The sequence below is a fragment of the Aeromonas bivalvium genome, assembly GCF_000819765.1.
Lineage (GTDB): Bacteria > Pseudomonadota > Gammaproteobacteria > Enterobacterales > Aeromonadaceae > Aeromonas > Aeromonas bivalvium.
Genome location: NZ_CDBT01000001.1, coordinates 1,126 through 26,661, shown reverse-complemented (window position 1 = coordinate 26,661; position 25,536 = coordinate 1,126). Strand labels below are relative to the sequence as shown.

Here is a 25,536-nt window from a genome sequence, read left to right as displayed (position 1 = left end):
ATGATTAGACCACTACACTTGGCCTCGTTGTAGAAGTAGGTGGAGAGGGTGACATTGTTGGCGCACTGGTAGTCCACCGGGCTTGGTACCCTCAACTGGCCGCCTTTTATCTGCAACTCGGTGATCCGCAGCTGGTAGCTCTCCTCCACGCACTGGCGCAAGTCGCCCGCCTTCCAGCAGTCGTTGCGCCCCTTGATCCAGCCGCGCTGCATGGCACGCTCGCTCTTCTGCTGCTCGGGAGAGAACGCGGCAATCGCCTTGGGATAGAGGGCGGCCAGTTCGTTATCCAGCGCCGCCAGTCCGGCATCCTGGCAGATCAGGGTCTCGGCGGCGCCTTTCGCCTTGGCGCAATCGAAGGAAGGGGTGGCCGCAGTGGCCAGCAGGGGGGCAAACAGCAGGGTGCCAAGCAAGGTCTTGTTCATCGTCAGGCTCCAACAGTGGGGTGATACCCAGTACCAGAGCTCACTTTACAACGCACGCTACAACACAAGCTAGAACGCACTCTAGAACTCACTCTGCAACGCACTTCACAACACAATGACGACGCCGGGCCGCCGAATGCTTTCTTGCGACTCGGCGGCCCGGGATGAGGAAGCGGGTCTGATCCCTTGCTGCCTCTGGGTTATGCCAGGGCCAGGGAGTGGCGGGCACGCCACAGCCGCTCGTGGAAGAAGAAGACCACGGTATTGATGGCGGGCTCTATCATCGCCATCACGCCGCCGGTGAGCAGCTCGCCGCTCAGCAGGTAGGCAACCCCGAAGGCGACGCTGAAATGCACGACCGCAAAGCTGCTGGTCTTGACCTGCAGGCTGTGGTTGGGCTTGAACTTGTGCCAGCCAAGGTCGTGGAAGTAGAAAGCGACCGTGTTGACGGCGGGCTCGATCAGGGCGATCAGGCTGGCGGTCAGCAGCTCACCGGTCAGCAGGTAAGCCAAGGTAAAGGCGACACCGAAGTGCAGGACGGCAAAGCTGATGGTCTTTTTCATGATGGTCACTCCCTCTGGCGATGAGTGCAGTATCGCCCAAACGCGGAGTAAATGAAAACTATTCTCATCTATCAACTAAATAGAAAAAGCCTATCGACCGAGGTCGAAACCACCAGATTGGGGACTTGCCTGGGGCCATGGCGGCACTAGAGTGTGCCTTTTGCCATGGAAAAGGCGCTTTCATGACCATCAATGCCAACATCTATGTGCTGTTCATCCTGCTGCTGATGATTGTCGTCGGCATCGTGGCCTGGCGACTGGCCCGGCGCAAGAGCCGCCACCCCGTGCTTGTCACCGTCCTGTGCGTGCTGCTCTGCCTGGTTCCGCCCTTCGCCCTGCTGGCGCTGCTTGTGCTGGCGCTCTGGCGGGATATGCCCGTCAGGGCCTGAGGCGAGCGGCGTCATGTTGGCAACGGCAGCCATAGAAAAAGCCCCTTTCGGGGCTTTGTCGTGTTTGCGGTCGGTAAGGAGTTCAGTCGGCTGCCTTGTTGAGCCACTCCACCCTGTACTGGGCACCGGCGCCCTGGGCCAGCCTGGTGCACAGGGGTTTCAAGAAGGCTTCTATCTGCTCGTCCAGCAGCCAGGGCGGGCTGACGATGAGCATGCCGGAGCCGTTCATGCCCCAGTCGGCAGTCTGGCCGGCCACTTCCAGCTCGGCGACCAGCACGTTACCGAAGTTCTCCCGCTTGATGGCGCGCAGCATGTCGCGGGACTTGTCCGCCTCCTGCCCCAGGATGGGATACCAGAGGGCATAGATGCCGGTGGCCCAGCGCTTCTGCGCTTTTTTCAGGGTATCGACCACAGCGAAGTAGTCTTCCTTGAGCTCATAGGGCGGGTCGATCAGCACCAGGCCTCGGCGCGGGGTGGGGGGCAGCAGGGCCACCAGCCCTTCGAAGCCGTCCCTGTGATGGACGACGACGCGGGGGTCGTAACCCATGTTGGCGCGAAGGTCCTCCACCTCGTTGTTGTGCAGCTCCATCAGCGCCAGCTTGTCCTGCTCGCGGATGAGGCGGCGCGACAGCTCCGGCGAGCCAGGGTAATAGTGCAGCTCGCCGCTGTTTCCTTCTTGAGCGGGATTCATCTCCTCGATGACGCCGAGATAGGGGGCCATGGCCGCCCACTGGGTCCGCTCGTCCCACAGGCGGCCTATGCCGTCGGCGTATTCCGCCTTTTTCTGGGACCAGTCGCCGCGCAGATCGTAGAGACCGCCGCCGGCATGGGTGTCCAGCACGATGAAGGGTTTCTCCTTCTTCTTGAGGGACTCGATGATCAGGGCCTGCACGGCGTGTTTGAGGACGTCGGCATGGTTGCCGGCGTGGAAGGCATGGCGATAGCTCAGCATGTTAGGTCTCTCAAGGGGCCCGTCTCGGCGCCCAGCAAGGTCAGGTAATTCAACAGGTTGTGCCCTGGTTCCCGGCGTGGGGGATGGGCGCGCAGACTCTGCAGCAGCACCCCTTGCTGCAACTGTTCCAGCTCAAGCTCGTGGGCCAGCATGGCCTGATACTCGGCCTCGTCCAGCCGCGCCTTGGCGTTTTGGCGCAGGGTACGCCAGGGGGCGAGCACGGCCTCGGTCTGCACCAGGGCCGGTTGCAGCGCGGTCAGATCCGCGCTGAGGCTGGCCAGATCCAGCCAATGCAGCAGCAGGGCCAGGTTGACGTTGCCGCCCAGGCGCTGCACCTCTAGCCAGTCTCCGGGGCGGGCCCCGTAGGTCTTGCCGCTCCAGTGCCAAAAACCCAGGGGACTGGGCAGGCCGCTGGCGTCTCGCATCAGATCATTGCTCAAGGAAGGCGGACTCCATGGTTTCCAGCTCTTCACTGAGGCTCATCCACTCCAGCTCCACCGCTTCCAGCTGCTCCTTGAGGGGGCCCTGGGACTTGAGCAGCTCGGAGAGCTTGCCCTTGGCGCTCTCTTCGTAGATGGCGGGGTCGGCCAGCTGGTTCTCGATGTCGGCAAGCTTGCCTTGCAGCTTCTCCATGCTGGCCTCGAGCTTCTCCAGCTTCTGGCGCAGGGGCCGGGTCGCTTGCCGAAACTCCGCCTCGCGCCGCTTCTGATCCTTGCGGGCCAGGGCGGAGTTGGCGGAGACGGCACCATCCGTCGGCTTGGCGTTGGCCTCTTTCTCCTGCTCGCCGAGCCACTTGTGGTAATCATCCAGATCGCCGTCAAAGGCTTCGACCCGGCCGCCGTGCACCAGATAGAAGTCATCCGTGGTGGTGCGCAGCAGGTGCCTGTCGTGGGAGACCACCACCATGGCCCCTTCGAAGCCTTGCAGCGCCATGGTCAGGGCGTGGCGCATCTCCAGATCCAGGTGGTTGGTCGGTTCATCCAGCAGCAAGAGGTTCGGCTTTTGCCAGGTGATGAGGGCCAGCACCAGGCGCGCCTTCTCGCCCCCGGAAAACGGCGCCACCTTGTCGAGCGCCTTGTCGCCGTGAAAACCGAAGCTGCCCAGATAGTTGCGCAGCTCCTGCTCGGGCTTGTCCGGCGCGAGGCGGGCCAGATGATCGAGGGGGGTATCGTCCAGGCGCAGGGTTTCGAGCTGATGCTGGGCGAAGTAGCCGATGCTGACCCCGGCGCTCACCTCCAGCTTGCCCGACAGCGGCGGATTGCTGCCCGCCAGCATCTTGATGAAGGTGGACTTGCCGGCGCCGTTGCGGCCCAAGAGGCCGATGCGCGACCCCGGCACCAGGTTGAGCTTGATCTTCTCCAGGATCACCTTGTCGCCGTAACCGGCGCTGAGGTTCTCCATGGCAATCAGCGGGGTCGGCAGGGCCGAGGGCTCGCGAAACTCGAAGCTGAACTCCGAATCGGCATGGGCGGGCAGTATCTTCTCCATCCGCTCCATGGCTTTCAACCGGCTCTGGGCCTGACGGGCCTTGGACGCCTTGTAGCGGAAGCGGTCCACATAGGCCTGCATGTGGGACATCTCCCGCTGCTGCTTCTCGTACATGGACTGCTGCTGGGCCAGCTGTTCGGCCCGTTGCAGTTCGAAGTCGGAGTAGCCGCCCGTGTACTCGTTGAGCTTGCCGTTCTCGATATGGATGATGCGACCTATGACCGAATCGAGGAAGTCGCGGTCGTGGGAAATCAGCACGAGCGTGCCCTGATAGCCCTTGAGCCACTTCTCCAGCCAGATCACCGCATCCAGATCCAGGTGGTTGGTCGGTTCATCGAGCAGCAGCAGATCGGAGCGGCACAAGAGCGCCTGGGCCAGGTTCAGGCGCATGCGCCAGCCACCGGAGAAGCTGCGCACCGGCGAGCCGAGCTGCTCGTCGGCAAAACCGAGGCCGTGCAAGAGTTCGGCGGCGCGGGCGCGGATGCTGTAGGCGCCTATGGTGTCGAGCTTGCCGTGCAGCTCGGCCACCAGCAGACCATTGTCATCCTGCTCGGCTTTAGCCAGCTCGGCTTCCAGGGCGCGAAACTCCTTGTCGCCATCTATCACATAGTCCAGGGCCGAGCAGTCCAGGGCCGGGGTCTCCTGGGCGACGCCGGCTATCTGCCAGCCGACCGGCAGGGAGAAGCTGCCGTTGTCGAGGGTGAGCTCTCCTCGGATGAGGGCGAAGAAGGTGGATTTGCCGCAACCATTCTTGCCCACCAGGCCCACCTTGTGGCCCGGGTGTATGGTGGCGGAGGCGTTATCCAGCAGCTTGCGGCCGCCGCGGATCAGCTCGATTTGACTGGCAACTATCATGGGGGGTCTGCTTGCTCGAGAGTGAAGAAACACGGTGGCGCGCCGCCCGAAGGGGTCTGCGCGCTCGGGAACCGGGAACGAAACTGGCGGGATTTTACGTGAAATGGCGGCGCTTTGCACTGGAGCCGACTGGTGCGGCGCCGATAAAGATGTCATAACAGCAAGCATTATCGCCATCAGGCCGCCTCCTTTCGGGAGCGGCGGCCGGACAAGGAGTCTGCCATGCAGGTTGCAACCATCATGACCACCCGGGTCGTCACCGTCGAGATGGACGACAGGCTGAGCCTCATCAGGGATATCTTCAATCAAGCCCGCTTCCGTCACCTGATGGTGATGGAGGAGGGGGAGCTGCTCGGCATCATCTCGGATCGGGATCTGCTGCGGGCCCTGAGCCCCTATCTGGATTCCGCCGCCGAGCAGGCGCGCGATACCGAGACCCTCAATCGCCGCGCGCACCAGATCATGACCCGCCAACCCATCATGGTCTCGCCCCACCAGACCCTGGCCTATGCCGCCCGCCTGATGCTGGACAAGAAGGTCTCCTGCCTGCCGGTGCTGGATCGGGGCACGCTGGTGGGGGTGCTGAGCTGGAAGGATCTGCTCAAGGCCGCCGTCGAGGAGGGGGCCCTCTAGGGGGACGCCGCCTGGGCACTGGCCGCAGCGGCATCATGAAAAAGGGCTCCGAGGAGCCCTTTGTCGTGACGCTTGCCCGGATCAGGGCAGGGGCTCCACCAGCAGGATATGGGAGTCCGTGCCCACCACCCTGACCCGGCTGCCCGCCTTGAGCGGCGTCTGGCAGCGCACCGTCCAGACGGTGTCATCCAGGCGGACCCGGCTCAGCCCCTGCACGGCGTCATCGAGCAGCACCAGCTCCCGGCCCAGGTAACCCTGCATCCGCTCGTTGATGGGGGCGGCCGCATCCCGGCTGGAGCGGTCGCGCTTGTGCTGCCAGCGCCACCAGGCCCAGGTGGTCACCAGGGATTGCAGGGCGAACAGCAGCAACTGCCACTGCCAGCCGAAGGGCCAGAGCAGCAGCAAGATCCCCACCTCGATCGCGGCGATGCCGGTCCAGAGCAGAAAGCCCACCGACCCCAGCACCTCGATGGCCAGCAGCGCGAACCCCAGCCCCAGCCAGTGCCAGTGGGTCAGCCCCTCCAGCAGGTCTGTCATTTTTTCTCACCCTTGTTGAACAGCTCGGCCATGCCCGCCACCGAGCCAATCAGGCTGCCCGCCTCCAGGGGCATCATGATGATCTTGCTGTTGGGCCCTTCGCCGATGCGGGCCAGGGCTTCCGTGTATTTCTGGGCCACGAAGTAGTTGATGGCCTGCATGTCCCCCTCGGCGATGGCCTGGGAGACCATGTGGGTCGCCTTGGCTTCCGCCTCGGCGGCCCGCTCGCGCGCCTCGGCGGCGAGGAAGGCGGCCTGGCGCTCCCCCTCGGCCTTGAGGATCTGGGACTGCTTCTCCCCTTCCGCTTTCAGGATCTTGGACTGGCGCACCCCTTCGGCTTCCAGCACCTCGGCCCGCTTCTGCCGTTCGGCCTTCATCTGGGCGTTCATGGCTTCCACCAGGGCGAGCGGCGGGCGCACGTCCTTGATCTCGATGCGGGTCACCTTGATGCCCCAGGGGGCGGTGGCGGCGTCCATGGTACGCAAGAGCTTCTCGTTGATGGTGTCGCGCTGAGAGAGCATCTCGTCCAGCTCCATGGCACCGAGCACGGTCCGCATGTTGGTCATGGTCAGATTGCGGATGGCGCTGGGCAGATCGTTGACCTCATAGGCCCCTTTGCGGGCATCCACCACCTGCACGAAGCTGATGGCGTCTATGGTGACGTTGGCGTTGTCCCGGGAGATCACCTCCTGGGCCGGGATGTCCAGCACCTGCTCCATCATGATGATCTTGTGGCCGACCCTGTCCACATAGGGGATCAGCAGGTTGAGGCCCGGGGAGAGGGTGCGGGTGTAGCGGCCGAAACGCTCCACGGTCCAGTTATAGCCCTGGGGCACTATCTTGATGCCTGCCCCCAGGGTGGCTATCACCAGGAAAACGAAAATCCCTAGCACTATCAGTGACTCATTCATGAATAGCTCCTTATGAAACTCGGGCGCTAGCCTATGCCCTGGCCGCAAACACCACAAGCTTAGGTTTGTTCCCGTTGCCAAGGGGATAGTTTTAATTACCAAAACGTCTTAAAAAGCATTTTTTATTATTTTGAGGGATAAGTAACCCTGCCTATAGTCGCCAAAGACAAGCGGTATCGAGAGGGACGAGATGGATTACTTACCTATGTTTGCCCGGCTGGAAGGGCGTCCCGTGTTGCTGGTGGGCGGCGGCGAGGTGGCACTGCGCAAGGCGCGTCTGCTGCTGGCGGCCGGTGCCAGGCTGACCCTGGTCTCCCCGGATATCGCTCCCGAATTTCAGGAACTGGCGGATCGTTTCACCCATCTGCCGGTGCGCTTCACCCCTGGCCATCTGGCAGGGCAGATCCTGGTGGTCGCCGCCACCGACGATCCCGAGGTCAACGCCCTGGTCTACCAGAGCGCCACCGAGCTGGGTCTGTTCGTCAACCTGGTGGATGACCCGGCCCGCTCCAGCTTTATCTTCCCCTCCATCATCGATCGCAGCCCCATAGTGGTGGCCGTCTCCAGCGGCGGCAAGGCGCCGGTGCTGGTGCGCCTGTTGCGCGAGCGTCTGGAGAGCCTGCTGCCCCGCCATCTCGGCGGCCTGGCCGAGCTCTCCGGCCGGGTGCGGGTCAAGGCCAAGCGGGTGCTCTTATCCATTTCTGATCGTCGCCGCTTCTGGGAGCGGGCCTTTGCCTCCAACACCCTGGCCGGTCTGATCGAGAAAGAAGATTGGCAAGGTGCCGAGGGCTGGCTCAATGAGGGGCTGGACAAGGCCCAGACCGAAGTGGGCGAGGTGGTGCTGGTGGGGGCGGGCCCTGGGGATCCAGGCCTCTTGACCCTCAAGGCGCTGCAACAGATCCAGCAAGCCGAGGTCGTGCTCTACGACCAGCTGGTCTCCCCCGAGATCCTGGATCTGGTGCGCCGGGACGCCACCCTGGTGTCGGTCGGCAAGAAGGCCGGCGCCCACAGCGTGCCTCAGGAAGAGACCAATCGCCTCCTGGTGGAATACGCCAGGGCGGGCAACCGGGTGGTGCGGCTCAAGGGGGGGGATCCCTTCATGTTTGGCCGCGGCGGCGAGGAGCTGGAAGTGCTGGCGGACGAGGGCATTCCCTTCTCCGTGGTGCCCGGCATCACGGCCGCCGCCGGTGCCACCGCCTATGCGGGCATTCCGCTCACCCACCGTGACCATGCCCAGAGCGCCGTCTTCATCACCGGCCACTGCCAGAAGGAGGGCACCCAGCCCGACTGGCAGCAGCTCGCGGCCACCAACCAGACCCTGGTCATCTACATGGGGCTGATGCGCTCCGAGCACATCCAGCAGCAGCTGGTGGGCCATGGCCGCAAGGGGAGCACCCCCATCGCCATCATAGAGCGGGGCACCCAGGCCAGGCAGAAGGTATTGACCGGCACCCTGGACGAGCTGGCCACCCTGGCGGCGCAGGCAATGAGCCCGTCCCTTATCGTCATCGGCGAAGTGGTGGCCCTGCGTGACCGACTCGCCTGGTTTGGCGAGCAGGCAAGCGCCGGGGCAGGCAGCCAGGAGCTCAAGCTGGTGAGCCTGGCCTGAAGGGCGAGACCCGAATCGATTTGACGTTGCCATGGCGGCAGCGAACTGAACCAACACAGCGTCCCGACCAGGCGCGATAGCAATGAACCGAGGACCCAGACATGGACCGTGAAAGATTGACCCACTTGCAACAGCTGGAAGCCGAGAGCATCCACATCATCCGCGAGGTGGCTGCCGAATTTGAAAACCCGGTGATGATGTACTCCATCGGCAAGGACTCCTCCGTCATGCTGCACCTGGCCCGCAAGGCCTTCTACCCGGGCAAGATCCCCTTTCCCCTGCTCCACGTGGACACCAACTGGAAGTTCAAGGAGATGATCAAGTTCCGGGACGAGACCGCCAAGAAGTACGGGCTGGATCTCATCGTCCACAAGAACCCGGATGGCCTGGCCATGGACATCAACCCCTTCGTGCACGGCAGCGGCAAGCACACCGACATCATGAAGACAGAGGGGCTCAAGCAGGCGCTCAACAAATACGGCTTCGATGCGGCCTTTGGCGGCGCCCGCCGCGACGAGGAGAAATCCCGTGCCAAGGAGCGGGTCTACTCCTTCCGCGACAAGTCCCACCGCTGGGATCCGAAGAACCAGAGACCCGAGCTGTGGCGCGTCTACAACAGCCAGGTCAACAAGGGGGAGAGCATCCGTGTCTTCCCGCTCTCCAACTGGACCGAGCTCGACATCTGGCAATACATCTATCTCGAGAACATCGACATAGTGCCCCTCTACTTCGCGGCCATGCGCCCCGTGGTGGATCGCGGCGGCATCAAGATCATGGTGGATGACGAACGCATGCCCATAGGCCCGGAAGACGAAGTGAAGCAGGAGCTGGTGCGCTTCCGCACCCTCGGCTGCTACCCACTGACCGGGGCCATCGAATCCAATGCCACCACCCTGCCGGAGATCATCGAAGAGATGCTGATCACCACCTCCAGCGAGCGGCAAGGGCGGCTCATCGACCACGATCAGGCCGGCTCCATGGAGCAGAAGAAGCGTCAGGGCTATTTCTAAAAAAATGTTCTAAGGAATCGCAACATGAACAACCACATTCAGACCGCCATCAGCGAACAGGGCATTGAAGCCTACCTGCACGCCCAGCAGCACAAGAGCCTGCTGCGTTTTCTCACCTGCGGCAGCGTGGACGACGGCAAGAGCACCCTCATCGGCCGCCTGCTGCACGACTCCCAGCAGATCTATGAAGATCAGCTCAAAGCGCTGGAGTCCGACAGCCAGAAGCTCGGCACCACCGGCGAGAAGCTGGACCTGGCCCTGCTGGTGGACGGCCTGCAGGCGGAGCGCGAGCAGGGCATCACCATAGACGTGGCCTACCGCTATTTCTCCACCGCCAAGCGCAAATTCATCATCTCGGATACCCCGGGCCACGAGCAGTACACCCGCAACATGGCCACCGGCGCCTCCACCTGCGATCTCGCCATCATATTGATCGACGCCCGCAAAGGGGTGCTGGATCAGACCCGTCGCCACAGCTTTATCGCCAGCCTTCTTGGCATCAAGCAGTTCGTGGTGGCGGTCAACAAGATGGATCTGGTGGAGTTCAGCCAGGAGGTGTTCGAGCGCATCAGTGCCGAATATCGTGAATTCGCCAGGAAGCTCAGCGTCGACACCATCCACATAGTGCCGGTCTCGGCCCTGGACGGTGACAACGTGGTGAACCCAAGCGACAAGCTGGCCTGGTATCAGGGCGAGACCCTGCTCTCCTTGCTGGAGTCTGCCGAAGTGGAGCGCGAGCTGGAGCGTCACCCGGTGCGCCTGCCGGTGCAGTATGTGAATCGCCCCAACCTCGATTTTCGCGGCTTCGCAGGCACCCTGGCCTCCGGCATCCTGCGGGTCGGCGACAAGCTTGCGGTGCTGCCCTCCGGCAAGGAGAGCACGGTGAAGCGTATCGTCACCTTCGACGGGGATCTGGACTATGCCCTGCCGGGTCAGGCCATCACCGTCACCTTCGCGGACGAAATTGACATCAGCCGGGGCGACCTGCTGGTGGATGCGGCGAAAAAGCCCCAGGTGACCCAGAACGTGCTGGCTCACATCGTCTGGATGGGGGAGGAATCCCTGCAACCGGGCCGGGTCTATGACGTCAAGCTGGCCACCAAGAAGAGTCGCGGCCAGGTGGAGGCCATTCGCCACCGCATCGAGATCAACAAGCTGGAATCGCTTCCCGCCTCCGAGCTCAAGCTCAACGAGATCGGCCTGTGCGAATTCAGCCTGACCGACCCGGTGGCGTTCGACCCCTATGCGGATATCCGCGATACCGGCAGCTTCATCCTCATCGACCGTCTGACCAACGTCACCGTGGGCGCGGGCATGATAGTGGAAGGCTTGGCCGCGAAAGTGGCTAAAGGGCAATACAGCGAGTTCGAAATCGAGCTCAACGCCCTGGTGCGCAAGCACTTCCCCCACTGGCAGGCGCTGACCATCGCCAACGACAAGGAATAAGCCCATGACCTGGCAACAATCCCTGGTGCTGGGTCTGCTGGCTACCCTCATCGTCCTGCTGATCCAGGGCAAACTCAGGCCGGCGCTGCTCTTCTCGGGCGCCGTGCTCGTCACCTACCTGAGCGGCCTGGCGGACATCAACGCCGTGGTCGGCGGCTATACCAACAGCTCGCTGCTGACCCTGGTGCTGCTGCTGCTGGTCTCCCTGGCGGTGGAGAAGACCCGCATCATGAGCTGGTTCGCCAATCAGGTGGGCACCGGCTCCTTCAACAAGGTGCTGGTGAAGGTGTGGTTCTCCACCGCCTTCCTGTCGGCCCTGGTCAACAACACCGCAGTGGTGGCCTCCATGCTGGGGGCGGTCAAGCGCAATCCCAATCATGCGCCGTCCCGGCTGCTGTTGCCCATGTGCTTCGCGGCCACCTTTGGCGGCGTACTGACCCTGATCGGCACCTCCACCAACCTCATCGTCAACAGCTTCCTGGAGAAGATGGGGGCCGAGCCCCTTGGCATGTTCGACTTCTTCATGGTGGGGGCGGGGACCCTGGTGACCGGCCTGGTCGCCGTGCTGCTGTTCGCCCGTCGCCTGCCGGAGCAGGATACCGAGATAGACCGCTCCTCCGGCTACTTCCTCGAGGCCAAGGTGAGCGAGGGCTCCCTCATGGCCGGGCGCAGCGTGAAAGAGAACGGCCTGCGCAGCCTGAAAAGCCTCTATCTTGCCGAGATCATCCGGGGCGATCAGGTGATCTGCCCGGTGCAGCCCGAGCACGAGCTGCACGAGGGGGACATGTTGCTGTTTTGCGGCGACGTGGAGAGCGTGGGCGTATTGCAGGAGATGAAGGGACTGGATCTCTACGGCCAGCACAGGCTCAACGGCCAGCACCTGGTGGAGGTGATCGTCAGCCACAGCTCGCGGCTGGTGGGTCAGACCATCAAGGATGCGGAGTTTCGCACCCACTTCGATGCGGTGGTGCTGGCGGTGCGCCGGGGCGAGACCCAGCTCACCGGGGGCCTGGGCCAGATTGAACTGCACGCGGGGGATACATTGCTGCTGGCCCCTGGCCCCAAGTTTGCGGGCAACAAGTCCCTCTCACGGGAGTTTGTGGTGGTGAGCGGGCTGGAGGCTTCCACCCGGCTCGATGGCAAGCGCAGCGCCGCCGTGGTGGTGGGCTTTCTCGGGGTGCTGGCACTGTCGGTGTTCGATCTGGTGCCGCTGTTCAAGGGGCTGCTCATCATGCTGGTGGCCCTGCTGTTGACCCGGGTGCTGACCCTGGACGAGATCCGTCGCCGCTTCCCGCTGGAGATCTGGCTGGTGGTGGGGGGGGCGCTCGCCATCGCCGACCAGCTCGAACGCACCGGCCTGGCCCGGGTCATCGCCGACTTCCTGATGGGGGAGTTCAACGGTGCCAGCCCTCTGGTGGCCTTCATCGGCATCTACTTCTTCACCTTGGTGCTGACGGAGCTGATGAGCAACAACGCCGCCGCGGCCCTGGCCTTCCCCATGGGTTACCAGCTGGCGCTGAGCATGGATGTCTCCACCATGCCGTTTATTCTGGCGGTGCTGTTTGGGGCCAGCTCCAGCTTTATCCTGCCCTATGGCTACCAGACCAATCTGATGGTCTATGCGGCGGGCAACTACAGGATGCCGGATTACCTCAAGCTGGCCCTGCCCGTCTCCATCGCATACAGCATCGGAGTCTTGATCATGGTGCCCCTGCTGTTTCCGTTTTAAGGCGTTATCTGGATGCGTGAGCACCGAACAAGGAGTTTTAGATGAGCAATATCGTGTGGCATGCCCATGCCGTCGACAAACGCAGCCGCTCTGAACAGAAGGGACAGAAGCCCCTGGTGATCTGGTTCACCGGGCTCTCCGGGGCGGGCAAGTCCACCCTGGCGGGGGCGCTGGAACAGGCGCTGGCGGCGCAAGGCAAGCACACCTATCTGCTGGATGGGGACAATGTGCGCCACGGCCTGTGCGGCGATCTCGGCTTCGATGACGCCGCCCGCCAGGAGAATATCCGCCGGGTAGGGGAGGTGGCGAAACTCATGGTGGATGCGGGCCTGATCGTGCTCACCGCCTTTATCTCGCCGTTTCGTGCCGAGCGGGATCTGGTGCGCAATCTCTTGGGGCCTGACGAGTTTGTCGAGGTGTTTGTGGATGCGCCGCTCGCCGTCTGTGAAGAGCGCGACCCCAAGGGGCTCTATAAAAAAGCGCGGGCCGGGGAGATCCGCAACTTTACCGGTATCGATTCGGCTTATGAGGCGCCGGAAAACCCGGAGATCCACCTGCTGAACGCCGGCAAGCCGGTGGAAGCGCTGGTGGATGAGTTGATTACCGCGCTAAGGCGGCGGGGGTTGATCGACTGAGGTTGGGTTGCTTGAGTATTCCGAGAATTGATATTATGGGGGACATTTTCCCCCTTGTTCATTGCTCTTCTGCCAAAACTTTCCCTTTTTTCACCACCATTAAGCCGAAGAGGACTATTGATCACGTAGGTGATAACAAACTTATTCAATATACAGTAAACCTGATGTTTAACTATCTACCAAAATAAGAGCGGATGCCGAGCTTTTGGCTAAAATGAGAAAAGCTCAGTTGTTTAGGTAACTATTTTCTTAACATGGATGGTGTTCCAGTTTTTTCTTGCATTTTTTCAATAATCATATCTTGGTATGATTTTATTATGGGGAAGCAACTTGTTGCTATGAATGACTTCTTTAAATCATCAATGTGAATCTTATTAATCTCTAAACCTCTATATAAGAGAGGTAATTCGCTATTGTTCTTGTCTTTTTCAGCAAGCAGTATATTTAATTTTACCATGCGAGCAAGCTCTTCTTGATAAAGAAAGAATTGACGCAAATGAGTGTTTTTTATTGTTGTGTGATTTTTACTGTTTGTGGTTAGAATCTCATCGATTAGTCGATTCAATCTAGAGCGAGAGTCAATGGCATCATCAATGATATCTAGCCAGCTATTGTCTTTAGTTGATAGTGAACTTAAAAAATACAATGTCCTGCTCTTGTTGTAATTTATGAATCCAGGCCACATTACGTCTTCTTTTGATATGTCAATGGCTTTATCAAACTGTTTGCATGCAGATGTTAAATACATGGTTATCTCTTCTCTAATAGGGGGTGTGAGAGAAGATAGTTTTGTATTTATGAGATTAAGCCCCTCAATTGACAGCATATCTTTAGATTCTATTTTTAGAAACTCACGCAGTAAATGCATCCCTTTTTTGTTGTAATACAATCCAAGGTAATTGTGGTAGATAGTTTTGGTGACAGGGTTGCGAAGTATCGGTCCTCGAACATGAAGAAGGTCAGCGTGAATGTTGAAATTCCCATCTGAAACAAAATGTTGATAGGCCACGACAGCTTTAAATAGTTTGATGGATTCAGTGATCTGAATGGAGTTTCCTTTACTGATAGAGTATAGAATTTTACGTCGCTTATCTATATTTCTTAGTATGCTCTCCATGCGTTCTTTATAGCGCTTTCTGTCTGTGTCAGATGCGTTAAAAACAGCGGGGAAGATTACAATCAGATCGATTATATATTGCAATGTATCAGCAAAATGCACTGCGGTATGAGATTCTTTTTTTAACTTGTACTCTATTGATTCAAATATTTTATTGTCAAGATCCTTTTCATCTTGAGATTTAAAGTGACTAATTAATTCAGGTAGTGAGGTGACATAGTTTTCATTGTCAAGAATGTTGCCATCCATCTTGCTTATATTATTAACGCTGTCAATTGATGTGTATGTGCGGACAGAAATAAATAAAGCTAACAGTGCAATGCAAAACCCTACTATTGATATTGTGAAATTAAGTAGATCTTTCCCTTCGTTTAGATAATGTATCCATACTGCAAGACAAGAGGAAAATAGAACAAGTACAGAGATAGTTACGTAAAAAATGTTTGCTCTTTTCATTTAATTCCCTAATACACTTGATTTTTCGAAATCTGGAAATCTGGAAATCTGGGACACCCACCAATTTGACAGCAGCGTAGCATGCAGCTTCGCTTGATGGGTAGCCCGTCGAGGAGTGTGCCATGACCATCGCGCGTTCAAACGAAATCTGGGACACCCACCAATTTGACAGCAGCGTAGCATGCAGCTATCGCTTGATGGATAGCCCGTCGAGGAGTGTGCCATGACCATCGCGCGTTCACGCCAGATCAGCCTGCAAGATACCCCCTACTACCATGTGGTCAGTCGCTGCGTGCGGCGGGCCTTCTTATGTGGGCAAGATGCGCATTCTGGCCATAGCTATGAGCACCGACGCCAGTGGGTGGTTGACAGGCTTGGCCAACTGTCACGCCAGTTTGCCATCGGGGTATGCGCTTATGCGGTGATGAGCAACCACTATCATCTGGTGCTCAAAGTCGAGTTCGAAACCGCCGCCAGGTGGAGCGAGCGAGAAGTGGCCGAGCGCTGGGCTGCGCTGTTTCAATGGCCGCCGTTAGTGCGGCGTTGGTATCAGCATGAATCCCTGATTGCGCCCGAGCTCGAAGTGGTTCGAGGGGTTATCGCTGAGTGGCGTGAACGGCTGCACTCCATCAGCTGGTTTGTGCGATTGCTCAACGAGAGCATGGCGCGACAGGCCAATCAGGAAGATGGCTGCAAGGGCCACTTTTGGGAAGGACGCTTCAAAACTCAGGCGCTACTGACAGAGTCGGCTCTGCTGGCCTGCATGGCCTATGTAGATTTGAACCCGATCCGGGCTGCATTGGCCGACAGGCCGGAGCAAAGTGATTACACCAGCATCAAACAACGTCTTGAGGACGAGGAGCCCAGAGTCACATTGCCTCCGTTGTTGCTGCCGTTTGCCAGCCCGGGCAAACAGGACTGGTTGCCATGTGTCTTCATTGACTATCTGATGCTGGTAGACTGGACCGGCCGTGCCATCAGAGCAGACAAGCGGGGCCATATTCCGGAGGGGCTGGCTCCCATCTTGCAGCGGCTGAGCCTTGATGAAGTGCAGTGGTTGCGACAAGTGACACTGTTTCGGCGGCGGGGTATCAGGGTGGTGGGCGACAAGACGCGCTGCCTGCGTTATGCAGAGCATTGTGGCCAGCGACGATGTCACCAGCCGTTACCTTGAGTTGCACCGCACCCTGAGCCCCGGCACAAGTCTCTGATGCCAAGTTGACGGTGGCTGAAAAGTAGCTTTTTAAGCCAACACCGCAACTATCTCTCCTACCTGCTCCAAAGTCCTCAATGATGGCGGTATCACGGTAACCGCCGCCAGCCATGCAGAGGCTTGCTCAAAATGGTGGGTGTCCTAATGGGCTGTGCTGAAAAGCCGTTTTTCAAGCCAAAATCTCGAGCTTTTCTCCTTCCTTATCCAAAGCCCTCAATCATGGTGCCATCACGGCAACCACAGCCAGTCACACCAAGGCCTGTTCAAAATAGTGGGTGTCCCAATAATGATGCTAAAAATTCGATGCTCAAATTTAATTCCTTTGCTCGGTGCTATGTGCGTATCTGGCCTAACGCCCCAAGCAGGGGCAATAACACGTAGGCTAAAATACGGAACGAAGTGACGGAGGCCTACGTGTTAGTGTCCCGCTGACTTGGTTTGTTAGCTATCTTTTACTCTGTGGTAACCATGAAAGTGATGTGAAACGCCACTTCTAGAGTTTTTAGATAAAGCGTCATGCCGATCACGGTAGTAAACGTATAGATCATCAGTTAATTCAATACAGGCATGAAGAGCTTCTTTGATCTCTTTAACGACAACATCATAAATCTTGTCCCTTGCCATTTCGTATGTTTTGACTAAGTCGTAACCTGTGATGCACGAACTATGTGATTCTGACCAAGCCATATTTTTGAACATTTGGTCATCATCAGTATATAAATTACAAAAACCTTTATGTGCACGCTCATTGCGATCTTGGCGCAACGGAACCCCTGTTTGATCTATAACTTTTAAGTGCTCCAGTATTTCTGGATGATTTTCTTTTAGCACTTTGCTCAATTGTTTGATATTTAGCTTATGGTCGGGTAAGTTAATTTCTAAAACTTCGTTTACAAAGTGAAACGCTATGTCTCTCAAACTGGAAAAGCGAAATAATGCTAGGTCAACTATAGATTTTAACCAATCGTACCTATTTATATTTTGAACCGTGGAGGGCAAAGGAATTTCTTTTGCGCCTAGCATCTGCGGTATCACCCGTAAGTCAACAAACTGTTGCTCCAAAGCATCAAATCTAACGTAGGTTAAGTGAGCGTATGCCATATGAGGATCTGCAGCTTTAAATTCTTCCCAGTTTTTATAAGGGTGGTCATGCAAGAAGTACATGTTTATAGAATCATAAAGTACGCCCTTGAATGTAGACTCTTCAAGACCCCACCAAAAATACTCAGTTTCCATCTCGCTCCCTGATTACACCGAAGATAGCTAACAGTGATTAGACGGAAGGCGGTACTAACACGTTAATTCCGCCTTCCGTCTAACTCCGCTCCACCCTGATACAGGGCATAATAAATGATATTTTAAATCAATGGCTTATATATCTACCTCTGAAGCTGAACGTGTTCGCTTGACTTCCTCTTTTTACGCAACAATTACCACGGTTTAGAAAGACAGCGAAAGTATTGACCATGGCGATCGCCAGCAAGGCTACCGCCCCTGAATTTCAGCCTCCAGCTTGCTGCTTTTTACCTGCGATATGGCTCCGGTCTGGTTCATGGCTGACTCCGACGAGAGGCGATCCTGATGGCTATGTTACCGAACGGAGCCGGCTAGGGAAGGGGGAATTGGTGGTTTCTCGGGCAAGATCAATAAATTGAGTGACCATGGGGACTAACTCGGAACGGCCACGTTGTCGATGCAGCCACTGGGTGAGAGTGCCAGGCACGGCGCTGTCGCGCGGCTGGCCTGTCAGCGGCTCGAGTGCCTGACGCGCCAGCACGAGCGGGATCGTATGTCAGGCAGGGGGGCAAAGGGATGGGGACCGTTGTCCTGTGACCTGGCAAGGCGGGGCCCCGCCGTCGTCAGGTGGGGAGGTCCGGTTCGCTGGCGGGGGCCGTCACCTGGGTCTCTATCTGCAGGTGGGCGGAGATCAGGGTCTTCAAGTCCTGCAGGTACTCCTCCAGCGGCGCCTCCGTCAGCAACTGGGCCAGTTCGTTGCCCACCGGGGTGAGGCGGTAGTAGAGCAGGGTGATATTGCTCTGCTTGCGGTGCAGGCGCCACTGCTGGTTGCCGAATGCAATCTCCACCCCGTCGGCAGGCAGGGGGCCTGATTCCAGCTCGCCCCGATGCAGCAGGCCGAGCTCGAACAGTTGCAGCAAGGCGTTGTAGGGCAGACGGTATTTACCGAGGGCGAGCCGGGTCACCCTGGCGCGGGTCAGCAGGCTGGCGCCCTTGTGCAGCCCAAGCAGCAGGCGCAGCTCGTCGCTGCCTGCGTAGTGACAGGAGAGGGCGCACAGGCGCTGGAACAGCTGGGCCTCGCGCTGGGTCATCTCCTTGAGCGTGGCCAGGGATCGGATGGAAAACCGGCCCGGGGTAGCGACCTCGATGGCGAAGATGCGTCCCCATAGCTGCTGCATGGGCACCATGCTGATATCTTCCGCCAGTTGCAGGAAGCGGGTCAGCCAGTCGCTGTCCATCTCGCCGCCGGCGGCCGTCTCCTCGCAGTGGCGCGACGCCATCACCATGATGGCCTCCAGGTTGCGCTGGCGCGCCGCCTGATCCGCCAGCTGGCGAAAGCTGGCCCTCTGCTCGAAGGTGCTGTCGCTGTTGCGAGTCAGCATGCCGTCGATGCCACGGCTGCGAGCCAGGCGCAGGGTCTGCTCCTGGCTGCTCAGGATGGCACTCTCTTTCTTGGGGGGTGGCAGGTCGGCCATGGCGGCTCCATTCGCTGGGATACTGTGGCTAGATGTTACGCTAGTTGGCCCCCGGGGTAATCCCCTGGCTGGGGGCGCCGGGAGCCTCCTTGCAAAAACGGCCCACAGGGGCCGTTTTGTTTGGGAAGCGGGAAAGGGGCTGACCCTCACTCCTCATAGACGGTGACCTCGACGGCTTCCATGCTGTAACCCGTGTTGGCCATCTCCTGGCTGGTGCTCACCGTCCTGATCTTGCCCTTGACCCAGATGGCATCCCAGAGATCATCGACCGGCGCACCCTTGGGAAAGCTGACATAGACCACCTGGTTGGTGGGCGGGGGCGGCACATGGATGCAGGCGCCGAAGTAGGGGACCAGCAGGAAGGCGGTGATTTTTTTGGCATCCCCCTCCAGGGGCACCACGAAGCCGGGCAGACGGATCTCTTGCCCATCCAGGGCCTGGTTGACCTCGCCGATGGGCTGCGGCACCGAGCTCATGTCCCCATCGTGGGGCACGGGAGGGGGCGGCAGCACGCTCTGGCCCGGGGGCAGCAAGGCGTCCCAGTCCAGGGTCTTGTAGGACTCGGCGCCCTGGCTGGGCAGCGCCAGCAGGCAGGTCAGCAGCGCCATCACTCTCAATATCATCTCTCGTCCTTTTCGGTTTATCACACGCGAATGCTCATGCCGTCGCTCAGGCTGTAGCGGTAGGCACGGGCCGCCGGCAGCAGCCCCATCAGCACGCCTGCCAGCCAGACCAGCCCCAGCAGCTGCCACTCATAGCCGCTTGGCAGCGCCAGCCTCAGTTGCAGGCCATAGTGGCTGAGCAGCCAGGGGGAGGCAAGCCCCTGTCCCAGGTAGAGCACGGCGACCCCCAGCGCTATGCCTAAGCTGGTGAGGGCCATGGCCTCCATGGTCAGCAGGGCGAACAGATGTCCCGGGCCTGCCCCCAGGGATCGCAGGATGGCCAGCTCGCGGCGCCGCTCGTTGAGCCCCGCCAGCAGGGTGGTCAGCATGCCGATGAGGCCCGCCACCACCACGAAGGCGGCGATGACGCCGAGGGCGGTTTCCGCCACGCTCATCATGGCCCACAGCTCCTGCAGGGCGGCGCCGGGCAGGATCGCCATCAGTGGTTCCCTGGGATAGGTGTTGATGGCGCGCTGCAACTGGAACGCCAGGATGCGGTTGCTCAGGCCCACCATGAAGGCGGTGATGGTCTTGGGGGTGAGATCCTGGGCCAGCGCCTGCTCGGCGGTCACGTTCTTGCTGTGACGGCCTGTGTCCCAGCCCAGGTGTATCGCCTCTATACCCGCCAGCGGCACATGGACGGTGCGATCGATGGGGGTGCCGGTCGGCGCCAGTATCCCCACCACCTTGAAGGGCAGGTTGTCATGCTGGCTGAAGGAGGTGTTGCCGGCGCCGTGGGCGATGATGATGGACTGATCGAGCCGGTAGCCCAGCTTCTGTGCCACCTGGGCGCCAAGCACGGCCTCGAACGGCGTCTGGAACGGGCGTCCCTGCGCCATCACCAGGGCTTGCTGGCGCCCGTACTTGAGGTACTTGAAGTAGTCGCCATTGGTGCCAAGGACTCGAAATCCCTTGTGGGAGTCGCCAAGGGAAAGCGGGATGGTCCAGGCGATGCCGGGCCGCTCCTTGATGGCCTGATAAGCATCCCGGCCCACGTTGTTGGTGGGGTTGCCGATGCGAAACACCGAATAGAGCAGCAGGTTTACTTGGCCGGAGCGGGCGCCGACGATGAGATCCGTGCCGGAGACTGTGTTGGCAAAACTCTCGCGGGCCTGCATGCGCACCCGCTCCACCCCGAGCAGCAGGGTGACGCTGATGGCCACCGCCAGCAGGGTGAGCCCGGCGGTGAGGCGGCGGGCCCAGAGACTTTGCAGCGCAAGTTTCAGCATGAAAACCTCCGCAGTGAAGGGGAGAAGGCCGGACGGGCTGCGGGATGATGGCGTGTCGTCATGCGGCCCTCCGGTTGAGCTGTTGCAGGTTTTCCACCCGGGGGAAGAGGGGCTCCAGATAGGGGTCGTGGCTGACGAAGACGAGGGTCGAGCCCTGCTTGTCGCACTCTTCGAACAGCAGCTTGATGAAGGCGGCTCTGTTGTCGGTATCCAGCGCCGAGGTGGGCTCGTCGGCGATCACCAGCTGGGGCGAACCGATCAGCGCCCGGGCGGCGGCGACCCGCTGTTGCTGGCCGATGCTCAGGGCATGGACCGGCCGGGTCAGGGCCTCCTCCGGCAGTTGCAGCTCGGCCAGCAGGCGGCGGGCCTCCTGTTCCGGGCTCCCTTGCAGGCGGGCCCGTTTCTCGGGGGAGAAGGTGAGGGCGGCGGTGACATTGTCCCGCACGCTCAAAAAGGGCAGCAGGTTGAACTGCTGGAAGATATAGCCCAGATGGTCGGCGCGGAAGCGATCCCGCGCCCGACCGGAGAGCCGGGCCAATGGCTGGCCCAGCACCTCCAGGGTGCCCTGGTTGGCTGTCTGGATCCCCGCCAGCAGGCCGAGCAGGGTCGATTTGCCCGAGCCTGAGGGCCCCTTGATGAAGACGCGCTCCCCCCGGTCGATGCGCAGGGAGGGGAGATCGAGTACGGCATCCTGACCCGGCCAGGCGAAGGCAAGGTCCCGGATCTCAACCACGGCAGTTGTCATGGCGTTACCAGCTCAGCTTGTTGGCGGAAGGGGTCAGCTCGGCGGCAGTCTGACCGGCGGGCAGTATCCCCTGCACGCTCAGCTTCTCCAGGCTGGGGTAGACGGAGAACAGACTGGCCTCCAGACCGGTGAGCTTGGCCGGCGTGGCGCAGGTGTAGGTATACATGGCTCCGAAATCGGCGTGACCCGCTTCGTCATGCTGGTGTTCATCGTGATCTGCGCCAGCCTTGTCATGGTCATGGTCATGGTCATGGTCATGGTCGTGATCATGCTCATGGTCGTGATCCTCTTTGGCGGCTTGCAGCTCCTGATGGGTCAGCTTGCAGCCGGCGGCCGGGTCCAGGCGGAACAGGGCGTCAGGTTGCTGGAGGCGGGCGACCGCCTTGGCGTATTGCGCCTTCTCTTCATCGCTCCTGGCGGCGTGCTCGAAGCCCACCAGATCGGCGGCAGGGGCCTGCAGTTCTATCATCAGCTGGTCGCCATCGACGACGAAATTGAGGTGACCATGGCCATGCTCATGGGCGCCGTGGCCGTGGCTTTCGTGTTCGTCGTGATGGGCGTGGACGGCAAAGGTGGCCGCAGCCAGCAACAGGGTAACAGCTTTCATCATTCATCCTTTTGAAACAATAAAGTAAGAGTCGTGTGGTTTAAGGGAGCAAGGATGAAGGAGGGGCGCGGATCGGCTGGGTCAGTGTCGCCGCCAGGGCGGCACTTTCACGGCAAGAGAGGATGGCCTCGGCGTGGATCCCGGGGGCGGCGAGGAGGAATGGGGTCGGCGGAATGGCCAGCTTGCCGTCCAGATGGAGGGCGCAGACGAGGCAGTGGTGGTTGTGGCCGGCGAGTTCGGCTTCGAGTGGGTGCTGGGCCAGGGCGGGTTGCAACCACAACCAGCCAAGCAGCAATATCCAGACTCTTGTGTTGACGCGACCCATGATCCCTTGATGAGGGGGCCCGGGGCCCCCGTCTGATTCAGAGATGGGACTTGATGAGCCCCATCACTTCGGTGATCTCATTGGCAGTGAGCTGGCCATCTTTGGCAAACAGCACCTTGCCCTCTTTATCCAGCAGCACGATGGCGGAGCTTTCCGGGGTCAGGCCCCAGGCGTTGCGCGCCATGCCCTTGGCATCGAGCACGATGGCGGACCAGGGGAACTCTTTCTTGCTCTCCTCGGCGCTGCTCTTGACGAAACCCGAGGTGCCCCAGATGGCATCGTTGCTATTGATGATGGTGACCGTCTGGTAACCGTCATGGGGCAGCTTGGCGGCCTTGATTGCCTCTATCATGGGGGCGTTCAGCGCCTTGGCACTGGAGCGACCTGCGATGTGCTGGATCAGGAATACCTTGCCGAGCAGTTGTTTGCTTTGCCAGGGACGGTAGCCGATCGTCTGGCCGTTGACCATCAGTTCACCTTCTTCGGCGATCTGCACCAGAGGCACCTGGGCCGATGGCTTGATGTTGTGAGCCAGTACCAGGGTCGGCAGCAGCGCCAGAGTAAGCACGAGATGTTTCATCCGGATGACACTCCTTTGTTATGTTATAACGATTTCATGGCCAAGGAAATGGGGCGCTCTCCATCCTAAACTGATCGGATCTGTTTAAAAAGTGTTAAATAACAGATGGGTTGGCGAAGGCGTGCCGCACTCAAGGCCATGATAGCACCGGGCTCGACCCAGGGTGGCTGGCACTATCCCTTCAGTAGAGGGGTTCGCTGATGAGGGGGATGCGGGCCATGGTCATCTGTTGCACCATCAGGGGGGAGCCGGTGAGCAGCACATGCTTCTGGTTGTTGATCACGACCACATCGCCGGGCAGGCCGCTGTCTGCGGTGATGGCAAGCCAGGCGGGAGAGACGCTGCCGATGCTGGTATCGGGGTAGATGATGCTGAGCATGAACTGGGGGGCGAGCTCGGTGAGCAGGCTGGCCATCAGGAGTGCCTTCTCGTCGCTGTCGGCCTGATTATCCTTGAGGGCCTGCAGCGGGGGGTGGAAGCTGTCCAGCTGCTCGGACGGACTGGGGATGACGTCCAGCCACTCCTTGATCAAGCGCACCGAGGCGGCAAGGTCCGGCGCGGTGAACTGGCTGGCCAGGGGCTTGAGTGCCCCTTTGAAGTGGTAGAAGAGCTGGGAGTAGTTGGGGCGCACGCAAGGCAGCTTGATGTTGGCGGGATGAACGCAGGGCACCACCATCATCTGGGTGAAGGCATCTTCCTGATATTGCTCGTAGGCTTGCCAGAACTCCCTGGACTCCGGGCTGTTGTCCCGGGTGGTGAAGGCCTGCTCCAGGCTGAGGAACTTGGTGGCCGTGCTGGGGCTGTTCTGGTTAATCTGGCTGAGGCTGTTGTAGAGCCGCGGGCTGATATAGGCGTAGAGCGTCTCGATGGGATGCTGGAGGGAGAGATCGAGCAGTCCCATCTCGTGCCGCTGCCGGGCCAGGGTGCTGTCATCTGTCTGCAGCTGGAAGTGGCGGGCTTGGCCATCGGCGGATTGCCACTGCCAGTCGAGCCTGACCTCGGCGGCGTACACTGACTCCGCCAGCATCATGCCGAGCACCAGCCTGGGTATGGATCTCATCATGGTGCGCCTCGCCAGTGTGTCCTGATTAACAACTAGGTGACTTGATACGTTTTTGACGCATGTTCCGAACTTTTTTCGGGTAAAAATCCACTAACAGATTGATTGGCATTTAAATTTAATGCCGGAAATAAGTAACAGAGGAAACCGTCATGGGCCGATTATGGGGATTGTTGTGGCTGTGCAGCCTGCCGCTCTGGGCCGGTCAGATCATCATCACCAAGGGCGATGAGAAGATAGATGCCTTCGCCCTGCGCGACGAGCTGGCCAGGGAGCATGAGTGGCAGGAGTGGTTGCGCCGCCAGGAGGCCCTGACCTGGCTGGAGGCACTGCCGGTCAACTGCGAGCTCAATCGCCAGCGCGGTGGCGGTTATCGTTGTGGGGATGACTATTATCGTCCCTACCGGCAAGGGGGACGCGACATCTATATCAAGGGGGATCCGGGCAGGGGCGAGAGCCCCTGAGCAGGCAGAGAGGGGATGTGCTCCGGTGAAACATAAAAGGCGCCCGATGGGCGCCTTTTATGGACTTGTCGAGGGAGACGCGGCTTATTTGGCGGCGTAACGCTCGGCAGAGCTCAGGATTTCGGCTTCGGCGGCAGCCTTGTCGCCCCAACCTTCCACCTTGACCCACTTGCCCGCTTCCAGCTCCTTGTAGCGCTCGAAGAAGTGCTGGATCTGGGCTTTCAGCAGCTCGGGCAGGTCGTTCACATCCTGGATGTGGTCGTACTGCTTGGTCAGCTTGGAGTGCGGCACGGCCACAATCTTGGCATCTTCGCCAGATTCGTCGGTCATCTTCAGCACGCCGACCGGGCGGCAGCGGATGACGGAGCCAGCCAGCAACGGGTAGGGGGTCGGCACCAGCACGTCGACCGGATCCCCGTCCAGGGACAGGGTCGCGTTCACGTAGCCGTAGTTGCACGGGTAGAACATGGGGGTGGACATGAAGCGGTCAACGAAGATGGCACCGCTGTCCTTGTCGACTTCGTATTTGATCGGATCGGCGTTTTGCGGGATCTCGATAACAACATAGATATCTTCGGGCAGGCTCTTGCCGGCCGGTACCAGGTTCAGGCTCATGGGGATTCCTTCAATGAGAGTCGAGTCGAGTTTGCAGGCCGATATTATAGCGATGTCCCGTCAAATGACCATATATGCGCGCCATGGTGCTCGGTTTGCCGTGACAGGCCCGGATTTTGCGGGCAAGGGGGCCTGCCCTGATCCCATGGCGGCGGGCTACTGTCGCAGGATCTGCGCCAGCCTCTGCCAAATTGCCGCCATCTTGCTAGAATGCCTGCTCTCTCTACAGCAAGGGCAAGCGGTATGCATATTCACATCCTCGGGATCTGTGGCACCTTCATGGGGGGGGTGGCGGTGTTGGCCAAGCAGCTGGGTTATCGGGTGACCGGCTCGGATGCCAACGTCTATCCCCCCATGAGTACCCAGCTCGAACAGCAGGGCATAGAACTGACCGAGGGTTATGACCCGTCCCAGCTCGATCCTGCGCCGGATCTGGTGGTGATCGGCAATGCCATGAGCCGGGGCAATCCCTGCGTGGAGTATGTGCTCAATCGCAACCTTCCTTATATCTCGGGTCCCCAGTGGCTGCTGGAACATGTGTTGCAGGATCGCTGGGTATTGGCGGTAGCCGGC

Annotated in this window: 28 protein-coding genes; 10 read left to right on the top strand and 18 right to left on the bottom strand. The window is 59.8% G+C overall.

Annotated features, from left to right (window positions below; translation table 11 throughout):
- The coding region (locus BN1119_RS00135; protein ID WP_041992066.1) for a lysozyme inhibitor LprI family protein at positions 1–422 on the bottom strand (422 nt) is incomplete at its 3' end.
- Positions 423–622: 200 nt separating this feature from the next.
- A complete protein-coding gene (locus tag BN1119_RS00130) occupies positions 623–985 on the bottom strand; it encodes a DUF2061 domain-containing protein (RefSeq protein ID WP_041992061.1) in 363 nt (120 codons plus the stop codon).
- A 182-nt stretch (positions 986–1,167) separates the two neighbouring features.
- Here BN1119_RS00130 and BN1119_RS00125 point away from each other — a divergent pair, with 182 nt between their 5' ends.
- Positions 1,168–1,374 carry a hypothetical protein gene (locus BN1119_RS00125; protein WP_041992058.1) on the top strand — a complete coding sequence of 69 codons (207 nt, stop codon included), beginning with the start codon at positions 1,168–1,170 and terminating at the stop codon, positions 1,372–1,374.
- Between the two features lie 82 nt (positions 1,375–1,456).
- Here the strand turns inward: BN1119_RS00125 and BN1119_RS00120 are convergent, their stop codons facing one another.
- From BN1119_RS00120 to BN1119_RS00110, 3 genes are read right to left on the bottom strand one after another with little or no spacing between them, the layout of a single operon-like run.
- Positions 1,457–2,326: a 23S rRNA (adenine(2030)-N(6))-methyltransferase RlmJ gene (locus BN1119_RS00120; RefSeq protein ID WP_041992055.1), complete on the bottom strand. Its 870-nt coding sequence runs from the start codon at positions 2,324–2,326 to the stop codon at positions 1,457–1,459.
- Positions 2,320–2,751 (bottom strand): DUF2390 domain-containing protein, encoded by a 432-nt coding sequence (locus tag BN1119_RS00115; RefSeq protein WP_041992076.1) that lies wholly within the window; start codon positions 2,749–2,751, stop codon positions 2,320–2,322. The genes BN1119_RS00120 and BN1119_RS00115 overlap by 7 nt, the downstream gene beginning before the upstream one ends.
- 4 nt (positions 2,752–2,755) lie before the next feature.
- Positions 2,756–4,669, bottom strand: coding sequence for an ABC transporter ATP-binding protein (locus BN1119_RS00110; protein WP_041992052.1), 1,914 nt, complete (start codon positions 4,667–4,669; stop codon positions 2,756–2,758).
- 222 nt (positions 4,670–4,891) lie between these two features.
- On the opposite strand from BN1119_RS00110, the gene BN1119_RS00105 reads away from it, so the two are divergent.
- Positions 4,892–5,302, top strand: coding sequence for a CBS domain-containing protein (locus BN1119_RS00105; protein WP_041992048.1), 411 nt, complete (start codon positions 4,892–4,894; stop codon positions 5,300–5,302).
- Between the two features lie 81 nt (positions 5,303–5,383).
- Here BN1119_RS00105 and BN1119_RS00100 read toward each other — a convergent pair whose 3' ends face one another.
- Entirely contained in the window at positions 5,384–5,839 is a 456-nt protein-coding gene (locus BN1119_RS00100; RefSeq protein ID WP_041992045.1) for an NfeD family protein, read from the bottom strand.
- Complete coding sequence (locus tag BN1119_RS00095; protein ID WP_041992042.1) at positions 5,836–6,750, bottom strand: SPFH domain-containing protein; 915 nt, start codon at positions 6,748–6,750, stop codon at positions 5,836–5,838. The genes BN1119_RS00100 and BN1119_RS00095 overlap by 4 nt, the downstream gene beginning before the upstream one ends.
- A gap of 190 nt (positions 6,751–6,940) precedes the next feature.
- On the opposite strand from BN1119_RS00095, the gene cysG reads away from it, so the two are divergent.
- The 5 genes from cysG to cysC all read left to right on the top strand — a co-directional run bounded on the left by cysG (position 6,941) and on the right by cysC (position 13,179).
- Entirely contained in the window at positions 6,941–8,359 is a 1,419-nt protein-coding gene (gene cysG / locus BN1119_RS00090; RefSeq protein ID WP_041992039.1) for a siroheme synthase CysG, read from the top strand.
- A gap of 101 nt (positions 8,360–8,460) precedes the next feature.
- Positions 8,461–9,369 (top strand): sulfate adenylyltransferase subunit CysD, encoded by a 909-nt coding sequence (gene cysD / locus BN1119_RS00085; RefSeq protein WP_041992036.1) that lies wholly within the window; start codon positions 8,461–8,463, stop codon positions 9,367–9,369.
- 24 nt (positions 9,370–9,393) lie between these two features.
- Positions 9,394–10,815 (top strand): sulfate adenylyltransferase subunit CysN, encoded by a 1,422-nt coding sequence (gene cysN / locus BN1119_RS00080; RefSeq protein ID WP_041992033.1) that lies wholly within the window; start codon positions 9,394–9,396, stop codon positions 10,813–10,815.
- A gap of 4 nt (positions 10,816–10,819) precedes the next feature.
- Positions 10,820–12,544 carry an SLC13 family permease gene (locus tag BN1119_RS00075; RefSeq protein WP_041992031.1) on the top strand — a complete coding sequence of 575 codons (1,725 nt, stop codon included), beginning with the start codon at positions 10,820–10,822 and terminating at the stop codon, positions 12,542–12,544.
- 41 nt (positions 12,545–12,585) lie between these two features.
- Positions 12,586–13,179 (top strand): adenylyl-sulfate kinase, encoded by a 594-nt coding sequence (cysC, locus tag BN1119_RS00070; protein ID WP_041992028.1) that lies wholly within the window; start codon positions 12,586–12,588, stop codon positions 13,177–13,179.
- Between the two features lie 241 nt (positions 13,180–13,420).
- On the opposite strand, the gene BN1119_RS19700 is transcribed toward cysC, so the two are convergent.
- Complete coding sequence (locus tag BN1119_RS19700; RefSeq protein WP_084205218.1) at positions 13,421–14,752, bottom strand: hypothetical protein; 1,332 nt, start codon at positions 14,750–14,752, stop codon at positions 13,421–13,423.
- Positions 14,753–14,975: 223 nt separating this feature from the next.
- Between BN1119_RS19700 and BN1119_RS00065 the strand changes: the two genes are divergently transcribed.
- Entirely contained in the window at positions 14,976–15,926 is a 951-nt protein-coding gene (locus BN1119_RS00065) for a transposase (protein WP_041992025.1), read from the top strand.
- A gap of 480 nt (positions 15,927–16,406) precedes the next feature.
- Here the strand turns inward: BN1119_RS00065 and BN1119_RS19695 are convergent, their stop codons facing one another.
- The 9 genes from BN1119_RS19695 to BN1119_RS00025 all read right to left on the bottom strand — a co-directional run bounded on the left by BN1119_RS19695 (position 16,407) and on the right by BN1119_RS00025 (position 23,884).
- Positions 16,407–17,201 (bottom strand): Cthe_2314 family HEPN domain-containing protein, encoded by a 795-nt coding sequence (locus BN1119_RS19695; protein ID WP_084205217.1) that lies wholly within the window; start codon positions 17,199–17,201, stop codon positions 16,407–16,409.
- A 623-nt stretch (positions 17,202–17,824) separates the two neighbouring features.
- Entirely contained in the window at positions 17,825–18,676 is an 852-nt protein-coding gene (locus BN1119_RS00060) for a TIGR03899 family protein (protein ID WP_041992022.1), read from the bottom strand.
- Between the two features lie 146 nt (positions 18,677–18,822).
- Positions 18,823–19,299 (bottom strand): DUF3299 domain-containing protein, encoded by a 477-nt coding sequence (locus BN1119_RS00055; RefSeq protein ID WP_041992019.1) that lies wholly within the window; start codon positions 19,297–19,299, stop codon positions 18,823–18,825.
- Between the two features lie 20 nt (positions 19,300–19,319).
- Positions 19,320–20,567 carry an ABC transporter permease gene (locus BN1119_RS00050; protein ID WP_041992016.1) on the bottom strand — a complete coding sequence of 416 codons (1,248 nt, stop codon included), beginning with the start codon at positions 20,565–20,567 and terminating at the stop codon, positions 19,320–19,322.
- 58 nt (positions 20,568–20,625) lie between these two features.
- On the bottom strand, positions 20,626–21,312 hold the full coding sequence (locus BN1119_RS00045) for an ABC transporter ATP-binding protein (RefSeq protein WP_041992014.1): 687 nt from the start codon (positions 21,310–21,312) through the stop codon (positions 20,626–20,628).
- A gap of 4 nt (positions 21,313–21,316) precedes the next feature.
- Complete coding sequence (locus tag BN1119_RS00040; protein WP_041992011.1) at positions 21,317–21,919, bottom strand: DUF2796 domain-containing protein; 603 nt, start codon at positions 21,917–21,919, stop codon at positions 21,317–21,319.
- Between the two features lie 40 nt (positions 21,920–21,959).
- A complete protein-coding gene (locus tag BN1119_RS19690; RefSeq protein WP_084205216.1) occupies positions 21,960–22,244 on the bottom strand; it encodes a hypothetical protein in 285 nt (94 codons plus the stop codon).
- 37 nt (positions 22,245–22,281) lie between these two features.
- Complete coding sequence (locus BN1119_RS00030) at positions 22,282–22,824, bottom strand: YtfJ family protein (RefSeq protein ID WP_041992006.1); 543 nt, start codon at positions 22,822–22,824, stop codon at positions 22,282–22,284.
- A 181-nt stretch (positions 22,825–23,005) separates the two neighbouring features.
- Complete coding sequence (locus BN1119_RS00025; RefSeq protein ID WP_041992073.1) at positions 23,006–23,884, bottom strand: hypothetical protein; 879 nt, start codon at positions 23,882–23,884, stop codon at positions 23,006–23,008.
- A gap of 152 nt (positions 23,885–24,036) precedes the next feature.
- Between BN1119_RS00025 and BN1119_RS00020 the strand changes: the two genes are divergently transcribed.
- Positions 24,037–24,348: a hypothetical protein gene (locus BN1119_RS00020; RefSeq protein WP_041992004.1), complete on the top strand. Its 312-nt coding sequence runs from the start codon at positions 24,037–24,039 to the stop codon at positions 24,346–24,348.
- A gap of 84 nt (positions 24,349–24,432) precedes the next feature.
- Here the strand turns inward: BN1119_RS00020 and ppa are convergent, their stop codons facing one another.
- A complete protein-coding gene (gene ppa, locus BN1119_RS00015) occupies positions 24,433–24,963 on the bottom strand; it encodes an inorganic diphosphatase (RefSeq protein WP_041992003.1) in 531 nt (176 codons plus the stop codon).
- Positions 24,964–25,206: 243 nt separating this feature from the next.
- Here ppa and BN1119_RS00010 point away from each other — a divergent pair.
- A partial coding sequence (locus tag BN1119_RS00010; RefSeq protein ID WP_041992000.1) for a Mur ligase domain-containing protein occupies positions 25,207–25,536 on the top strand: 330 nt, incomplete at its 3' end.

Coding starts and splice junctions, on each gene's coding strand:
- BN1119_RS00130 (WP_041992061.1), bottom strand. CDS start 985: ATGAAAAAGACCATCAGCTTTGCCGTCCTGCACTTCGGTGTCGCCTTT.
- BN1119_RS00125 (WP_041992058.1), top strand. CDS start 1,168: ATGACCATCAATGCCAACATCTATGTGCTGTTCATCCTGCTGCTGATG.
- BN1119_RS00120 (WP_041992055.1), bottom strand. CDS start 2,326: ATGCTGAGCTATCGCCATGCCTTCCACGCCGGCAACCATGCCGACGTC.
- BN1119_RS00115 (WP_041992076.1), bottom strand. CDS start 2,751: ATGCGAGACGCCAGCGGCCTGCCCAGTCCCCTGGGTTTTTGGCACTGG.
- BN1119_RS00110 (WP_041992052.1), bottom strand. CDS start 4,669: ATGATAGTTGCCAGTCAAATCGAGCTGATCCGCGGCGGCCGCAAGCTG.
- BN1119_RS00105 (WP_041992048.1), top strand. CDS start 4,892: ATGCAGGTTGCAACCATCATGACCACCCGGGTCGTCACCGTCGAGATG.
- BN1119_RS00100 (WP_041992045.1), bottom strand. CDS start 5,839: ATGACAGACCTGCTGGAGGGGCTGACCCACTGGCACTGGCTGGGGCTG.
- BN1119_RS00095 (WP_041992042.1), bottom strand. CDS start 6,750: ATGAATGAGTCACTGATAGTGCTAGGGATTTTCGTTTTCCTGGTGATA.
- cysG (WP_041992039.1), top strand. CDS start 6,941: ATGGATTACTTACCTATGTTTGCCCGGCTGGAAGGGCGTCCCGTGTTG.
- cysD (WP_041992036.1), top strand. CDS start 8,461: ATGGACCGTGAAAGATTGACCCACTTGCAACAGCTGGAAGCCGAGAGC.
- cysN (WP_041992033.1), top strand. CDS start 9,394: ATGAACAACCACATTCAGACCGCCATCAGCGAACAGGGCATTGAAGCC.
- BN1119_RS00075 (WP_041992031.1), top strand. CDS start 10,820: ATGACCTGGCAACAATCCCTGGTGCTGGGTCTGCTGGCTACCCTCATC.
- cysC (WP_041992028.1), top strand. CDS start 12,586: ATGAGCAATATCGTGTGGCATGCCCATGCCGTCGACAAACGCAGCCGC.
- BN1119_RS19700 (WP_084205218.1), bottom strand. CDS start 14,752: ATGAAAAGAGCAAACATTTTTTACGTAACTATCTCTGTACTTGTTCTA.
- BN1119_RS00065 (WP_041992025.1), top strand. CDS start 14,976: ATGACCATCGCGCGTTCACGCCAGATCAGCCTGCAAGATACCCCCTAC.
- BN1119_RS19695 (WP_084205217.1), bottom strand. CDS start 17,201: ATGGAAACTGAGTATTTTTGGTGGGGTCTTGAAGAGTCTACATTCAAG.
- BN1119_RS00060 (WP_041992022.1), bottom strand. CDS start 18,676: ATGGCCGACCTGCCACCCCCCAAGAAAGAGAGTGCCATCCTGAGCAGC.
- BN1119_RS00055 (WP_041992019.1), bottom strand. CDS start 19,299: ATGATATTGAGAGTGATGGCGCTGCTGACCTGCCTGCTGGCGCTGCCC.
- BN1119_RS00050 (WP_041992016.1), bottom strand. CDS start 20,567: ATGCTGAAACTTGCGCTGCAAAGTCTCTGGGCCCGCCGCCTCACCGCC.
- BN1119_RS00045 (WP_041992014.1), bottom strand. CDS start 21,312: ATGACAACTGCCGTGGTTGAGATCCGGGACCTTGCCTTCGCCTGGCCG.
- BN1119_RS00040 (WP_041992011.1), bottom strand. CDS start 21,919: ATGAAAGCTGTTACCCTGTTGCTGGCTGCGGCCACCTTTGCCGTCCAC.
- BN1119_RS19690 (WP_084205216.1), bottom strand. CDS start 22,244: ATGGGTCGCGTCAACACAAGAGTCTGGATATTGCTGCTTGGCTGGTTG.
- BN1119_RS00030 (WP_041992006.1), bottom strand. CDS start 22,824: ATGAAACATCTCGTGCTTACTCTGGCGCTGCTGCCGACCCTGGTACTG.
- BN1119_RS00025 (WP_041992073.1), bottom strand. CDS start 23,884: ATGAGATCCATACCCAGGCTGGTGCTCGGCATGATGCTGGCGGAGTCA.
- BN1119_RS00020 (WP_041992004.1), top strand. CDS start 24,037: ATGGGCCGATTATGGGGATTGTTGTGGCTGTGCAGCCTGCCGCTCTGG.
- ppa (WP_041992003.1), bottom strand. CDS start 24,963: ATGAGCCTGAACCTGGTACCGGCCGGCAAGAGCCTGCCCGAAGATATC.